This is a genomic window from Streptomyces sp. NPDC048211, from assembly GCF_043202315.1.
In the GTDB taxonomy this organism is placed as follows: domain Bacteria; phylum Actinomycetota; class Actinomycetes; order Streptomycetales; family Streptomycetaceae; genus Streptomyces.
This window is the reverse complement of record NZ_JBIDAD010000016.1, coordinates 99,750-113,642: the sequence shown is the minus strand read 5'-3', so window position 1 is coordinate 113,642 and position 13,893 is coordinate 99,750. Positions and strand designations below refer to the sequence as shown.

11 protein-coding genes are annotated in these 13,893 nt (G+C 72.1%); 7 read left to right on the top strand and 4 right to left on the bottom strand.

The window, feature by feature from the left end; all coding sequences use genetic code 11:
- The first annotated feature begins 346 nt into the window (after positions 1–346).
- Positions 347–2,251 (top strand): alkyl/aryl-sulfatase, encoded by a 1,905-nt coding sequence (locus tag ACGFZA_RS37470; RefSeq protein WP_393685115.1) that lies wholly within the window; start codon positions 347–349, stop codon positions 2,249–2,251.
- Positions 2,252–2,363: 112 nt separating this feature from the next.
- On the opposite strand, the gene ACGFZA_RS37465 is transcribed toward ACGFZA_RS37470, so the two are convergent.
- From ACGFZA_RS37465 to ACGFZA_RS37450, 4 genes are all read right to left on the bottom strand, one after another.
- The gene (locus tag ACGFZA_RS37465; RefSeq protein ID WP_393685113.1) at positions 2,364–3,542 is read right to left on the bottom strand and encodes a macrolide family glycosyltransferase; all 1,179 of its coding nucleotides are present in this window, start codon (positions 3,540–3,542) and stop codon (positions 2,364–2,366) included.
- 562 nt (positions 3,543–4,104) lie between these two features.
- On the bottom strand, positions 4,105–5,223 hold the full coding sequence (locus ACGFZA_RS37460) for a CU044_5270 family protein (protein WP_393685111.1): 1,119 nt from the start codon (positions 5,221–5,223) through the stop codon (positions 4,105–4,107).
- Positions 5,220–5,873, bottom strand: a complete 654-nt coding sequence (locus tag ACGFZA_RS37455) for an RNA polymerase sigma factor (RefSeq protein ID WP_385288589.1) — start codon at positions 5,871–5,873, stop codon at positions 5,220–5,222. Before ACGFZA_RS37455 ends, ACGFZA_RS37460 begins: the two co-directional genes overlap by 4 nt.
- 332 nt (positions 5,874–6,205) lie before the next feature.
- A complete protein-coding gene (locus tag ACGFZA_RS37450; protein WP_393685123.1) occupies positions 6,206–7,561 on the bottom strand; it encodes a lipase family protein in 1,356 nt (451 codons plus the stop codon).
- A gap of 1,016 nt (positions 7,562–8,577) precedes the next feature.
- Here ACGFZA_RS37450 and ACGFZA_RS37445 point away from each other — a divergent pair.
- Genes ACGFZA_RS37445 through ACGFZA_RS37420 form a run of 6 tightly spaced genes read left to right on the top strand, consistent with a single transcriptional unit; the run spans position 8,578 to position 13,789 of the window.
- Positions 8,578–9,954: an ATP-binding protein gene (locus ACGFZA_RS37445; protein ID WP_385288591.1), complete on the top strand. Its 1,377-nt coding sequence runs from the start codon at positions 8,578–8,580 to the stop codon at positions 9,952–9,954.
- Between the two features lie 2 nt (positions 9,955–9,956).
- Positions 9,957–10,385, top strand: coding sequence for a roadblock/LC7 domain-containing protein (locus tag ACGFZA_RS37440; protein ID WP_385288594.1), 429 nt, complete (start codon positions 9,957–9,959; stop codon positions 10,383–10,385).
- Positions 10,382–10,735, top strand: a complete 354-nt coding sequence (locus ACGFZA_RS37435; protein ID WP_385288597.1) for a DUF742 domain-containing protein — start codon at positions 10,382–10,384, stop codon at positions 10,733–10,735. Before ACGFZA_RS37440 ends, ACGFZA_RS37435 begins: the two co-directional genes overlap by 4 nt.
- The gene (locus tag ACGFZA_RS37430) at positions 10,713–11,339 is read left to right on the top strand and encodes an ATP/GTP-binding protein (protein WP_385288599.1); all 627 of its coding nucleotides are present in this window, start codon (positions 10,713–10,715) and stop codon (positions 11,337–11,339) included. Before ACGFZA_RS37435 ends, ACGFZA_RS37430 begins: the two co-directional genes overlap by 23 nt.
- Positions 11,336–12,544: a cytochrome P450 gene (locus ACGFZA_RS37425; RefSeq protein WP_385288602.1), complete on the top strand. Its 1,209-nt coding sequence runs from the start codon at positions 11,336–11,338 to the stop codon at positions 12,542–12,544. The genes ACGFZA_RS37430 and ACGFZA_RS37425 overlap by 4 nt, the downstream gene beginning before the upstream one ends.
- A 12-nt stretch (positions 12,545–12,556) precedes the next feature.
- Complete coding sequence (locus tag ACGFZA_RS37420) at positions 12,557–13,789, top strand: cytochrome P450 (RefSeq protein ID WP_385288605.1); 1,233 nt, start codon at positions 12,557–12,559, stop codon at positions 13,787–13,789.
- The last annotated feature ends 104 nt before the right edge of the window (positions 13,790–13,893 follow it).

Genomic DNA, 13,893 nt, shown 5'->3' with positions numbered 1-13,893 from the left:
GATCTTCGACCTCGTCGACTACGGCGTCGTCGGCGACCTCTTCAACGTCGTCCCGCAGCTCACCGACGAGGTCACCGCCCGCAAGGGCTGACCCCTCGCCGGGCAGTACACGGCACGACAGCGGGACCCGCAGTACGGGGCCGCACGGTGAAACCCACCGTGCGGCCCCGCGGCCTTTCCCCGTCGCACCGCCCGTCCGCCGCCTTCCCGCCCGTCACCCGTTCGGCCCCGCTCGCCTAGTCGGGTGACGGGAGCCGAACGAGGCTGAGGGCGAATCGACCATGCTCGCAGCCCGTTCGGTCCCGCTTGGCCGGCCGGTGGCCGCGACGGACGGGAGCTGTTCGCCATGACCTACACGCCCAAGGGCGCCACGCCCGCCACCGCCGCGGCGAACGGGGCGGCCGTGGCCCGCTACGACATGGACGACCGGCAGGACTTCGCCGACCGGAACCGGGGGTTCATCGCCCCCTTGCCCGACAAGCTGTACGCGACGGACGGGCGAGTGATCTTCGATGCCGCCCGGTTCGACTACCTCGCCGACGACGCCCCCGCGCCCGACACCGTGCACCCGAGCCTGTGGCGTCAGTCGCAGCTGATCCGCAAGGGCGGCCTGTACAAGGTCGTGGACGGCGTCTACCAGGTGCGCAACAACGACATCGCCAACCTCACGGTCATCGAGGGCGACACCGGACTGGTGGTCGTCGACTGCATGGCCTCGGTCGAGGCCGCGAGCCAGGCCATGGGCCTGATCCGCGAGCATGTCAGCGACAAGCCCGTCGCGGCCGTGGTCTACACCCACACCCACATCGACCACTACGGCGGCGTCAAGGGTGTGGTGAGCGCCGAGGACGTGGCCTCGGGCAAGGTCCCGGTCATCGCCCCGGGCACCATCGCCTCGTTCGACAAGCACGCGATCGGCGAGAACGTGATCGCCGGCAACGCCATGTCGCGACGCGCCTCGTACGCGTTCAACAGCCTCCTCGACCCCGGTCCGGGCGGCTGCGTCACCTGCGGCATCGGGATCGCCACCGTGCCCGGCGTGACGATCTCGTACATCTCGCCGACCGACGCCATCACCGAGACGGGTACGCAACGGGATCTCGGCGGCCTCGAGTTCGAGTTCCTGTACGCCCCCGACACGGAGGCGCCCGAGGAGATGCACATCTGGATCCCGCAGCTCGGCGCGCTGACCTGCGCGGAGAACGCGAACCACTCGCTGCACAACATCCAGACGCTGCGCGGCGCGCGGACCCGCGACGCCCGCAACTTCGCCCGCTACCTCGACGAGACTCTGGAGCGCTGGGGCGACGACGTGCAGGTGCACTACGGCCCGCACACCTGGCCGGTGTGGGAGAACGGCCAGGTGACGGCGTTCCTGGAGTCGCAGCGCGACACGTACAAGTATCTCCACGACCAGGCGCTGCGGCTGGCCAACAAGGGCTACACACCCCTTGAGGCGGCCGAGGAGATCGAGCTGCCCGAGGAGCTGGGGCGCAAGTGGTTCAACCGCGGCTATCACGGCACCCTGCACCACGACGTGCGTGCCGTGTTCACCAAGGAACTCGGCATGTGGGACGGCGACCCGGTCTCGCTCCACCCCCACCCACCGGTCGAGTCCGCCCGCCGCTTCGTCGCCCTGATCGGCGCCGAGAAGATCATGGATGAGGGGCGGCGCGCCCTGGCGTCCGCGGACTACCGCTGGGCCGCGCAGATCCTGCACACCCTGGTCTTCGCCCAGCCGGAGAACCAGGCCGCGCGTGATCTCCAGGCCGACGCCTACGAGCAGATGGGCTACCAGGCCGAGGGACCGCAGTGGCGCGGCATCTTCCTCACCGCCGCCATGGAGCTGCGTCAGGGAATCCAGCCGGCCACATTCGCCACCGCCAGTCCGGACACCATCATGGCCATGCCCATCGGCATCCTCTTCGACTTCGCCGCCGTGCATCTGATCGGCGAGAAGGCTGCGGATGCCGACCTGCGCATCGACTTCCGCTTCACCGATCTCGACGAGACCTGGACGATGTGGGTGGCCCGCGGTGTCCTGAACGCCCGCCGCGGGGCGCACCCCGGCACCCGTCTCACGGTCACCGGCCCCAAGGCCGCGCTGGTCGGTGCCCTGTTGAAGCCTGCGGCCGCACCGGATCTGGCCAGGGGCGGGAAGATCACGTTCGACGGCGACGCGGCCGCTCTGCAGACGCTCGCCGGTCTGCTGGACGAGTTCGACCCCGACTTCCCCGTCGTCACACCGTGACAGCCGGACTCCCTTCCTGACACGCTCGGCCGGGGCCCACGATGCCCGCGGGCCCCGACCACGCAGGGGCGGCGACGACCACCGGGAACCCGGCTCCGCCCTCGCCGACTAATCAGTCCAGCAGCATCTCCTCGACGAGGTCGGCTGCCCGCGGGGTGCCGCCCTCGGCCCGCACCTCGGCCCGCAGCCGCGCCGAGCGCCCGGCGACCTCGGGGTCGCCGACGAGTTCGGTCAGCGCGGTGCGCAGCGTCTCGGCCGTGGCGTCGGCGGTGTCGATGCGGCGCGCGACGCCCAGGGCCACGAGCTGGTCGGCGTTCATGAACTGGTCGGCGCCCTGCGGGACGGCGATCATCGGCACTCCGGTGTACAGCCCTTCGGCGCTGCCGCCCATCCCGGCATGGGTGACGAAGGCGTCGGCCTGCTCCAGGATCGCGAACTGCGGTACCCAGGACTGCACGTCGACGTTGTCCGGGATGGTGCCCAGCTCGTCCCGGTCGGTGTGCCGGCCGATCTGGAGTACGACGTGCCAGCCGGGCAGGTCGCCGTACGCGGCCAGGCACCGGCGGTAGAACTCGGGCCGATTGGTGTACGCCGAGCCCAGCGAGACCAGCAGCACGCGCTCCGCGTCCGCGGGGCGGGTCCAGCTCTGCTCGGCTCCGCGCCCGCCGAAGCAGGGGCCGACGAACGTCACCGTGCCGGTGTCGACGTCCTCGCCGTGCGGCTGCATCGCCCGGGGGACCAGGGCGAGGGTGTGCGCGGGGCGCCCGGAGAAGGCGTCCATGTCCGTGGTGGACGCGCCGCAGCCGGCGAGCCACCCGGTGAACTTCGCGCGGTACGCGTCGGCGCCGGGCAGGGCCCACAGCTGCGCCGCCACGTCCTGTTCGTAGCCCTCCCAGGCGACGATGGCCGGTGACAGCTGCATGAGGGGGCGCTTTTGCGACTCGGCCAGCGCACGCGCCGCGTAGGCGCCGATGTCGTACAGGTAGAGATCGGCGGGGTCGTCGTCGTAGAAGGCGCGGAGCTGCGGGAGCGCCTGGACGGCGTCGTCGAGGAAGAGGCCCATCGCGCCGATGGCGTCGTCGGGCCAGTTGTTGTCGGCGACCGGCAGGACGGAGCGGTAGGGGACGAACTCGGCCCCGGTGGCCTCGATCCGGTCGGCCACGGCCGGGTCGTTGGCGTACGTCACCCGGTGGCCGCGGGCCACCAGTTCACGGATGACTTCGAGGCTCGGCAGTACATGGCTGACGGCGGGGATGCCGACCATGGCGATGTGGGCACGGCGACGTGACATGGAAGATCACTCGATTCAGGTCTGCGGCGAGAAGGACACGGCGAACCCGTGCGTCGGCCGCTCCGGCCCGGAGTCCGGGTCGTGGGCGCGCACAGGGCATGCCGGACGGAGGTGGGGCGCTGCCCCGTCCCGCGTCAGCCGTAGAGCTGTCGGAAGAACATGCGGAAGAACCTAACCGGCTTCCGGGGCCGCCGCACGTGGTTTTCGGCGGACCCGGCACCGGTGCCGCTCACGGGGACGGAGCGGCACCGGTGCCCGGCACGACCGTGCGCACGTGGTCGGTGAGGTGTTCCGCCGGCCGGTCCCACCGGGCCGGCGCGAGCAGCCGGGCGATGTCTTGGTCGTCGTCGCGGTAAGGATCACCAGAGGTCCGATCCGCACCACCCGCGGCCGACCGGGCATCGGGTGGAACACGGCCGGATCGGCCGGTACGGGCACGGGCTGCGGATCCCCGCACGGGTGGCGGGCGGGGACCGCGTCCCGTGATCGCGCCGCCGCCCCCGCCGCGACACCGGTTCACCGAACGGCGGCGGGGCGGGAGCGGGTCGGTCTCCGGAGGTGCTCAGCTCTCCTCGGCGTCCGGCCGGCCGGACGCGGTGCGCAGCTGTGCCCGGGTGGGCTGCGCGCCCTCCCGGTCCACCACCGCCTGCTGGAGAACTGCCCTGCTGGACAGCAGGGTGCCGGCCGGCCCGGCCGGGGTCTCCTCGGCGAGGAAGGTGCGCGACCCCAGGAAGGTGAGGCCGTGCTCGGCGAAGACCCATTCCGAACGCGTCCGGTACCTGGTGTCGGTGCGGGCGATCCCGAGGCCGTGCCGTCCGAGCGCGTCGGTCGCGTCCGGCACCTCGGTCACACCGGGGACCGCGGCCGCCGCCCGGTAAAGGGCCGCCGCCGTTCCGGGCGGCATGACCTGCTCGGCGATGAGGTCGCCGATCCGGTCGAACACCGCCTGGTCCTGCTCCTGTCCGTCCGTCGCCGGGGTCCTGGCGTAGAGGTACGCCAGCAGGGCGTCCCGGTCGGTGGGCAGGGCAGCGAGCCAGCGGTAGGTGGGACGGCCGATGCCCGCCGGGGTGGCGCCGGTGTCGCCCAGCCCGGCGTTGACCGGCAGGCTCTCGCCGTCCTCCCGGATCAGGCCGAGGCGCTTGACGGGGCCGCGCACCTGGGAGAACCACACCTCTCGGCCCTTCAGCGGACCGGTCACCGCCTTCCCGCTCGTCAGATCGGCGCCGCGTCCGATGCTCTTGACGTACACGAACTGGCTGTCCTCGACCGGCTGCGCGTCACGGGCCAGCGCGACGGCCGACAGCCGGTCGAGCAGGGCGACGGGGTGCTGCCGGGAGCCGCCCGGCGTCTGTACGCGGGCCCGGTCGACGGCTCCCCCGCCGTCCCACGGGGCGAGGCCGACGGTCAGCGCTCCGGCCAGGGCCAGTGCGGTCAGCGGTGCCAGCACGGCCGGGCGGAGCAGGCGGCGCCGGGCGGGTGGCGCCGGGGTCGGGGTCGGGGTCGAGCTTGCCCGGTCGTGGTCGATCTGCTGCATCAGGGCTTCCTTGTGGTGGAGATGGCGCCCGGGCGGGAGGTCCCATTCGGCCGGGGACGGCAGCATCCGGGCCAGTCGGACGGCCTCGGCACTCCCGTTTCTCCCGGCGCTCTCGGGGAGCGACCGGGGCGGTGTGGCGTCGTTCATGGGGTCTCCTCCCGCACGGGCAGGGCGGCGAACGCGGCCCTGCTTCTTACCTCTCCGCGGGCCCCCCGCGGTTCCGTTCTTCCGCCGCCGGGTTCCAGGTCCTCGTCGCTGAGTCGGCTGAGCCGCGCCCGCGCCCGGGCCAGGCGGGAGCGCACGGTGCCCACGGGGATGTCCAGGGCCTGCGCCGCCTCCGCGTAGTCCAGCCCCGACCACACGCACAGGGCCAGCACCTCGCGCTCGTGACGGCGCAGCCGGGAGAGCGCCGCGTGCACCGCCACCAGGCGGCGGGCGTCGTCGATCCGTCCGGCGGTCTCCGGCGCGAAGTCGGCCACCTGGGGCGGGTCGGGGTGCCGGGCCAGGAAGGCGAGCCGTCTGCGACGGGAGCGGTTGGCGTTCTCGGCCTTGTGCGTGGCGATGCCCAGCAGCCAGGGTCTGAGCGATCCGCCCTCCGGCTCCAGCCGGTCCCGCGTCCGCCAGGCGGCCAGGAAGGTCTCGGACATGACGTCCTCGGCGGCCGACCAGTCACCGGTCAGGCGCAGGGCGTGGTTGTAGACGGTGCGCGCGTAGTCCTCGTACAGGTCGGCGAACGTTTGACGGTCCCCCGCCCGTACACGCCGGCGGAGCTCGCCCGGGTCCTCTGTGTGTCTCACACCTCTCTACCTCTCCGCGGGAGGCAAGGGGTTCCCGTGACCTGCGGCACACCCGCGCCGGGAGGGCTCCGCCCCACGGTCTCACCCGTACGCGGAGGGCCGGGGAGGGGGTGCGCGGTGCCCGTACGGGGCGGGGGCGGGCACACCGGAAACGCGACAGCCGGGCGGACCGGAGGGTCCGCCCGGCTGTCCGGGGTCGGGCTTCGTAGCCGTCAGGGCGTCGGGACGTCCGCACGTCGAGACTTACGGACGCGTCGGGTCTTCCGGACGTCAGGGGTCGGGGCTTCCCGCCGTCCGGGCGGCGGGGCTTCGGGGCGTCGAACGTCAGGCCGTCAGGGCTGGAGCGGCATCGTCCAGCAGTTGGAGCCGGTCGCCTTGCCCGAGAGACGGTCGGTCATCCAGGAGATCGCGTCCCCCTGGTCGGTGATCAGCGGGACCAGGTGGTTGGTCAGGAGCTTGTCGCCGAGGTTGGGCAGGACGATGGCGTCGTACGTGACGTCGGCACCCTTGCGGCACCAGTCCACGGCCAGTTGGCGTGCCTGGGCGTGGGGCACGATGTCGTCCTGCACGCCGGTGGCCAGGCGCACCGGGCCGCTGGGCTTCAGCGTGCCGATGCGCTGCCTGTCGAGGGCCGCCTGCGCCTTGGGCTCGGCGGCGATGACGTCACCGAGCGGCTTGCCGCTGGTGGTCCACTTGGAGCTCTTGGTGAAGCCGTAGCCGAAGATCGCGTCGCCGACGCACATGGTCGAGGCGTCCTTCAGCGCGGCCCGTCCGGCGTCGTTGACGTTGGCCTCGACGACGTCCCTCACGTCGGACTCGGCCTGGGCGAAGCCGTTGATCGACCAGGCCAGGGCGCCGGCGAGGGCGCTGCCGTCGATGCCCTTCATGGTCGCGGTGAGGTTGGCGGGCGGCGCACCTGCGTAGGTGCCGGCGAGCTTGACGTCGGGTGCGTAGGACGGCTGGAGTTCGGCCGCGGACGCGCTGGCTCCGCCGCCCTGGCTGTAGCCGTACAGGCCGGTGCGCGAGTCGGGCGTGATCGAGGTGCCGGGCAGCTGGTGCGCGGCGCGGGCCGCGTCCAGCAGGGCGTGGCCCTGGTCGAGCCGGTTGACGTAGGTGTGGAGCCGGTCGGTCGTGCCGAGACCGACGTAGTCGGTGACCACGACGGCGACGCCGGCGGAGAGCAGCCGGTAGATCGCCAGGGTCTCGTAGCCGACCGACACGGTCTCACCGCTCAGGGTCAGCGGGTACTGGAGGGTCATGGAGGGGGCGCACTGGTCGCCCTGGCCCACCGTGCCCGAGGCCAGCGCCACCAGCGGGCGCGGACCGGACCCCTTCCAAGTGGCGGACGGTTCTATGTAGGCGCCGGTCACCGCGACGGCCTGTCCGCCCGAGTCGGTGGAGCGATACATCAGCCGGGTCGCCGTACCCGGCATCGGGCGACCGTCGAGACCCGGCAGGCTCAGGCCGAGCGGCAGCGGCTCGTGGCGGATCACCGCGCCGTTGGCGGAGGGCAGTCCGGCCGGCGGGTTGTAGAAGTCGGGGATGGTGACCCCTCGGGACACCACGGGCTGCGACCCGTCGGTGGCGGACGCGGGTGCGGCGTACGCGGCCACGCAGGCCGCTGCCGTCACGGCGACGGCTACCGCGCGCATGCCACCGGGGCGTGGCCCGCGGGCGGGGGAAACCATGGGGGAGGTCGTGGGGAAGGCGGACGGCGAACGGGTGGTCTTGCGGCTCACAGCTCACTCCTCGCTCTGCTCGGAATGCGGGTGAACGCAAGCTAGCAGCGGCACTTACCGAAGGTAACCCGTCAGTAAGTTACGCTGTGGTAACTGCCGGATCGGACCTGGTCAGCGACGGCAGCACACCCGTTCCGGCTCACCCGGAGCGACGTGACCGCCACCGGGACGCGCCGACCGGTCCCACGGAGCCCGCCCTCCGTCCGGCCGGGCGCCACCCTCACGCCGAGACCGAAGCCGGACCGCACCCGGGCATCGGAGTCACCGGCGCCCCGGCAGGAGTCGCGATGCGGGGAGCGGAAGCAGCCGCCGAACCCCCTTACCGCGCAACCGCCTTGGACATTCCGCCATCCGGGACGCACAGAGAGGTGACCCCCCGCGTACCGGCGGCCCCGCATTCCGCAATTCCCTCAACACGGCTGATTCGTAACGGACTTCACAACAACGCCTCCCATCAGGCACAGGGGCCTCGTGCGCAACATGGCTCATTCCAACTAGAGTTCTGTCATGCCCACCTCGCCGGCCTTACGCTCAGATCGCCGGCAGTCGGCCGACTCCGCCTGTCCTGCCCCGCAGGACACCTCCGGTCCAGCCGGAAACGGCAGCGCACGGCCTCGCGGAAGCTCCCCGAAGCCTCCTGCGTGCACAGCGGGCGCCGCCCCGGACCACGCGGAGTCGCCCCGGGCCAGTCCCGGCGCAAACCGGCGCGCGCGCCGAATTTCGCCATCTCGCCGATTCCCCCTTCCCTCCCGCCCGCACGGCGGCAGGGGAATCCGCGGACTCCTGATCCCTTGCCCGGAGCCGGCCGCCCCCCTCCCCCTCGGCCGGCCCGGGCAGTCAACAGAACCCGGAACCCGGGCACTACGGAGTACAGAAACGATGGAACCGCATCCCCGTATCGAGCAGCACGGCCCTGCCGACGGCATACGCACTGGAGCCGTCCCCCCGATTCTCGTGAGGGCCTGATGACCGAACTGATCCTGATCGCGGCCGCGTTGGTGGCCGGCGCCGGTGCGACGCTCTACTTCCACCGCAAGGCCCGCGCCCAGCAGCGCCGCGCGGACGGCCTCCAGCAGAACATCGAACAGCTCGGGCAGCAGATGCGCGCCGCCGAGCAGCTCGCCGGATACATCACGCACACGGTCGTCCCGGCCGCTGCCGCGCACACCCGGGCCGGACAGGCCTACCGGCCCGACCTGGCCGTGCCGCCCCAGCTGGTGCACACCCAGATGGCGAGTGCCCTCGGCGCTCTCGCGGGACAGGCCTGCGCCGCCATCGGCCAGACCGGCCAACTGGCCCAGAACGCAGCGCAGGACCAGGTCGCGCAGGTCTGGACGGAAGCCGAGCAGCGCATCGCCCAGGCGCGGCAGGAGTCGGTGGACGTGGCCCGGGCGGCAGTCCGCGCCTTCGCCTCCAGCACCGTGCAGCGGGCCGCGAAGCTGAGCAGCGCGATCAGCGCCGGCGTGCGCCGCCATGTCTCGGACGAGGCGTACGCCACGCTGGTCGAGATGGACCACCTGGCCCAGCAGATGCTGCTCACCGCGTCCGGGTACGGCGTCCTGGCCGGCGACAAGCTGTCGCGACGCTGGCCGGCGACCACACTGACCGACGTCGTCCGCACGGCCATGGGCCGGGTCGAGGGCTATCAGCGCATCCAGCACACGGATCTGGAGTCCTTCGCGGTCCAGAGCCGGGCCGTGGAAGCCGTGGTCCACACCCTGGCGGTGCTGCTGGACAACGCGCTTCGGTACTCGCCGCCGAACGCCCGGGTACACGTCTCCCTGGAGCACGGGGCGAACGCGGCCTTCCTCGTCGTGGACGATGCCGGACTGAGGATCGAGGACGAGCGGCTGACCTGGGCGCGTGAGGTGATGTCCGGCGACCGGCGGGACGACATCACACAGCTCGGCGCCTACCCGCAGACCGGACTGCGCGTCGCGTCCGTGCTCGCCGACCAGTACGGTTTCCGCGTCGAACTGACGGCTCCCAACCTGTACGGCGGCACGCGCGCGATCATCGTGCTCCCACAGGCCCTGCTGACGACGCCCCAGCCCTCGCGGCCGTCGTCCATGCACAGCAGGCCGGCCGCCCTCCCCGCTCCCGCGCCGGATGCGGAGCCCGCGCCGGCACCGCCGGCCACGTCCACCACGGCGAGCGGCCTCACCGTCCGCCGGCGCACCCCGCGCCCGTCCACCGGGACGGGCCCCGCCGCCGGGACACGGCCGGCCCCCGGCACCGTGGATCCGGATCCGGGTACCCCCGCCGTGGCCGCCGCATGGATGGCGGGCAGCCGCCGCAGCCGGGACGACCAGAACACCGCCAGCACTGACGGAGGACGTTGATCATGTCGGACACCCACTCGAACGCCCTGGGCTGGCTGCTGGACGAGCAGCTGGGATCCGTGGAGGGCGTCCGGTACGCCGTGCTGATGAGCGGCGACGGCCTGCTCAAGGCCCGGACCGAGACCATCGGCCAGGAGGACGGCGAGAAGCTGGCCGCCCTGACCGCCTCGCTGCGGGCCTCGGGCCGGGCGTGGGACGACTTCACCGGTGGGCAGGGCGTGCGCCAGCAGCTGATCGAGAGCGTCGAGCGGATCGGCCTGACGACGGCGGCCGGTCAGAACACGATGCTCTCGGTCGTCACCACGGGGCCCCACGCCGACGTCGGCCTGATCAGCCACCACATGGCCCTGCTCGTGGTGCGTCTGGGCGAGCAGCTCGGCACCACGGAACGCAGGCCGGTCCTCCAGCCGGACGGAGGCACCGCGGCATGACGGGTCCGCGGCGTGACCCGGACATGGTGAGGCCTTACGTCCGTACGGGCGGCCGGGTCCGCCCGCACCGGAACGTCCTGCTGGAGAGCGTGGTCATCGCCGCGCCCAGCCCCACCGGCGAGCTGGGGCCGGATACCCGCCGGGTGATGAGCCTGTTCTCCGTGGGCCACGGCGGACTGGCCGTCGCGGACATCGCTGCCGCGCTGCAGCTGCCGCCCTCCACCATCCGGATCCTCGTCTCCTCCCTCATGGACAGCGGCCATCTGGCCAGCCCCGAAGCCGCTGTGAACGATCAGCCCGAAGACGACCTCCTGCAGAAGGTGCTTGATGGACTCCGAGAACTGGTCTGACACGTCGAACGCCGTCTCGTACGTGCCGGCCACGGTGACCCGGTCTGCCAAGATCGTGATCGCCGGCGGATTCGGTGTCGGCAAGACGACGTTCATCGGCAGCGTGTCCGAGGTGCGGCCGCTACGGATGGAAGAGCCGATCACCGAGGACAGCGTCGGGATCGACGATCTGCGCGGCACGCCGAAGAAGACGACGACGACCGTGGGCATGGACTTCGGCCGTATCCACATGGCGGGCGGCGCCCTCGCCCTGTATCTGTTCGGGCTCCCCGGGCAGGTCCGCTTCCAGCCCCTGTGGGAGGACCTCGCACAGGGCGCTCTCGGCTGCCTCGTCCTGGCCGACACCCGCGACCTCGACGCGAGCCACGGGGCCCTGAGCCTGCTGGAGGGCGAGGGCATCCCCTACGCGGTCGCGATCAACACCTTCCCCGACGCGCCCGTCTACGACCCCGGCGAACTGCGCCAGGCCCTCGCCCTGGAACCTCACACCCCGTTGACCACCTGCGACGCCCGCGACCGCACCTCGTCCCTCCAAGCCCTGATCACGCTCGCGGAGTACCTGATCTCGCACCGTGCAGCCCTCTCCCTGGAGCCCACGTCATGACCTTCACCAGCTCCGTGCCCACGGCCGCACCGGGCAGGGTCTCGCTGTACGATCCGGGCTTCGCAGCCGACCCGCACGCCGCCTACGAGCGGATGCGCAAGACCTACGGCCCGCTGGTGCCCGTGGAGTTGGCTCCCGGCATCCCGGCCACGCTGGTGATCGGCTACCTCCAGGCGCGCCGTATCCTCAACGACCCCCTGTACTTCCCGCCGGACCCGCGCATCTGGGAGCAGCAGGTACCGGCTTCGTGCCCGGTGCGGCCGATGATGGAGTGGCGGCCCAACGCCCTGCGCAACGGCGGTGCGGAGCACGCCCGTTACCGGGCGGCCAACACCGCCGGGATCAACGCGGTCGACCAGCACCGCCTGCGCACCCAGGTGGAGCGGATCGCCTCGGAGGCCGTCGGGGATTTCCTCGCCGCCGGCAGCGCCGATCTGCTCACCCAGTACGCCTGGCCGATCGCCTTCCGGGTCCTGAGTGCGCTGCTGGGCTGCCCCGACGAGATCGGGGGCCGTATCGCCGACGGAATGGCGCGCATCTTCGACACCACCGACGCCGCGCAGGGCAACGCGATCCTCGGCCAGGCCCTCATCGACCTCGTCGCCCTGCGCAGGCGCGATCCCTCCGACGACATCACCTCGCGCCTCCTGGCCCACCCGGCGGAGCTGACCGACGAGGAGATGATCCACCAGCTCGTCACTCTCTACGGCGCCGGCATCGAGCCCCTGACCAACCTGATCGCCAACACCCAGCTGAAGATCCTCACCGACGAGGAATTCGCCGCCGGGCTGCACGCGGGCCAGTCCACGGTGCGCGACGCGCTCGACACCGTCCTGTACACCGACCCGCCGATGGCGAACTACTGCATCACCTATCCGCCGTATCCCGCGGACATCGACGGCTTCCTGCTCCCGGCCCACCAGCCCGTCGTCATCTCCATGGCGGCGTGCAACAACGACCCCGAACTCACCCAGGGGCCGGGCGGGATCTCGGGCAATCGCGCTCACCTGGCCTGGAGCATCGGCCCGCACACCTGCCCGGCCCGCTCGCACGCCTACCTCATCGCCGAGACCGCGGTCACCTGTCTGCTCGACGCCCTGCCGGAGATGGATCTCGCCGTACCCGCCGCTGAACTGCGCTGGCGGCCGGGCCCCTTCCACCGCGCCCTGGAATCCCTTCCCGTCCGTTTCTCCACCGCTCACTAAAAGGGAGACACCATGTCCGATCAGCCCGTGCTCGTCCTCGATCCGAGCGGCTCCGACCGCCATGCCGAGTACCAGGCCCTGCGCGACCGCGGTCCGGCCACCCGTGTGGACGTTCTCGGAGTCACCGCGTGGTCGGTCACCGACCCGGCGCTCCTCAAGGAGCTCCTCACCAGCCCGGACGTCTCCAAGGACGCCCGCGCCCACTGGCCGGCCTTCGACGAGACCGTGGCCACCTGGCCCCTCGCCCTCTGGGTCGCCGTGAGCAACATGTTCACCGCCTACGGAGGCGACCACCGACGGCTCCGCCGGATGGTGGCCCCGGCGTTCAACACCCGCCGCATCCAGGACCTCCGTTCATCCATCGAGAAGGTGGTCGCCACGCTTCTCGACGATCTCGAAGCCCGGCCGGCCGGTGAGGTGGCCGATCTGCGCAGGGACCTCGCCTACCCGCTGCCGATCGCGGTGATCGGCCAGCTCATGGGTGTCCCCGATGACCAGCTCGACGGCTTCCGCGCCCTGGTCGACGGCGTCTTCGACACCACCCTCACCGTCGAGGAGGCCACCGCCAACACGGCCGCGCTGTACGAGGCCCTCGACGGACTGATCGAGGCCAAGCGCGCGCATCCCGGCGACGACATGACCACGCTCCTCATCGCCTCCCGCGACGACGAGGGGGACGGCGGCGCCCTCACCGACGACGAACTGCGGGACACGCTCCTGCTGATGATCTCCGCCGGATACGACACCACCGTCAACGTGATCGACCAGGCCATCACCGCTCTGCTGGCCGACCCCGCGCAGCTGGCCCATCTGCGGGCCGGCCGCGCCGACTGGAACAGCGTCGTCGAGGAGACCCTGCGGCACGAGCCCGCCATCAAGCACCTGCCCATGCGCTTCGCCCTGGCGGACATCCCCCTGCCCGACGGACAGACGATCGCCCGGGGCGAGCCGATCCTCGCCTCCTACGCCGCAGCCAACCGCCACCCCGGCACGCGCGGTGCGTCCGCGGACCTCTTCGACATCACCCGTCCGACGAAGGAGCACCTGGCCTTCGGCCACGGCGTCCACTTCTGCCTCGGCGCCCCGCTCGCCCGTATGGAGATCGCGACCGCGCTCCAGCAGCTCTTCGAACGGTTCCCCGACGCCGAACTCGCCGTTCCCGCAGCCGAACTGCAGCCGCTGCCGTCGCTGATCAGCAACGGGCACCAGGCCCTCCCGGTCCGCCTGCGCCCGGCCGCCGGCTGATCCCGCGTTCGGGCCCCGGCACTCGTGGCGGGGCCCGAACGGAGCGCCCCGGGACGGGCGGACCCGCTCGGCGGCCGTTGACAGCGCACCACCCCCATGCGACT

What these genes read in the sequence shown, in the direction of transcription:
- ACGFZA_RS37470 (WP_393685115.1), top strand. Translation starts at nt 347, where the DNA reads ATGACCTACACGCCCAAGGGCGCCACGCCCGCCACCGCCGCGGCGAAC.
- ACGFZA_RS37465 (WP_393685113.1), bottom strand. Translation starts at nt 3,542, where the DNA reads ATGTCACGTCGCCGTGCCCACATCGCCATGGTCGGCATCCCCGCCGTC.
- ACGFZA_RS37460 (WP_393685111.1), bottom strand. Translation starts at nt 5,223, where the DNA reads ATGAACGACGCCACACCGCCCCGGTCGCTCCCCGAGAGCGCCGGGAGA.
- ACGFZA_RS37450 (WP_393685123.1), bottom strand. Translation starts at nt 7,561, where the DNA reads ATGGTTTCCCCCGCCCGCGGGCCACGCCCCGGTGGCATGCGCGCGGTA.
- ACGFZA_RS37445 (WP_385288591.1), top strand. Translation starts at nt 8,578, where the DNA reads ATGACCGAACTGATCCTGATCGCGGCCGCGTTGGTGGCCGGCGCCGGT.
- ACGFZA_RS37440 (WP_385288594.1), top strand. Translation starts at nt 9,957, where the DNA reads ATGTCGGACACCCACTCGAACGCCCTGGGCTGGCTGCTGGACGAGCAG.
- ACGFZA_RS37435 (WP_385288597.1), top strand. Translation starts at nt 10,382, where the DNA reads ATGACGGGTCCGCGGCGTGACCCGGACATGGTGAGGCCTTACGTCCGT.
- ACGFZA_RS37430 (WP_385288599.1), top strand. Translation starts at nt 10,713, where the DNA reads ATGGACTCCGAGAACTGGTCTGACACGTCGAACGCCGTCTCGTACGTG.
- ACGFZA_RS37425 (WP_385288602.1), top strand. Translation starts at nt 11,336, where the DNA reads ATGACCTTCACCAGCTCCGTGCCCACGGCCGCACCGGGCAGGGTCTCG.
- ACGFZA_RS37420 (WP_385288605.1), top strand. Translation starts at nt 12,557, where the DNA reads ATGTCCGATCAGCCCGTGCTCGTCCTCGATCCGAGCGGCTCCGACCGC.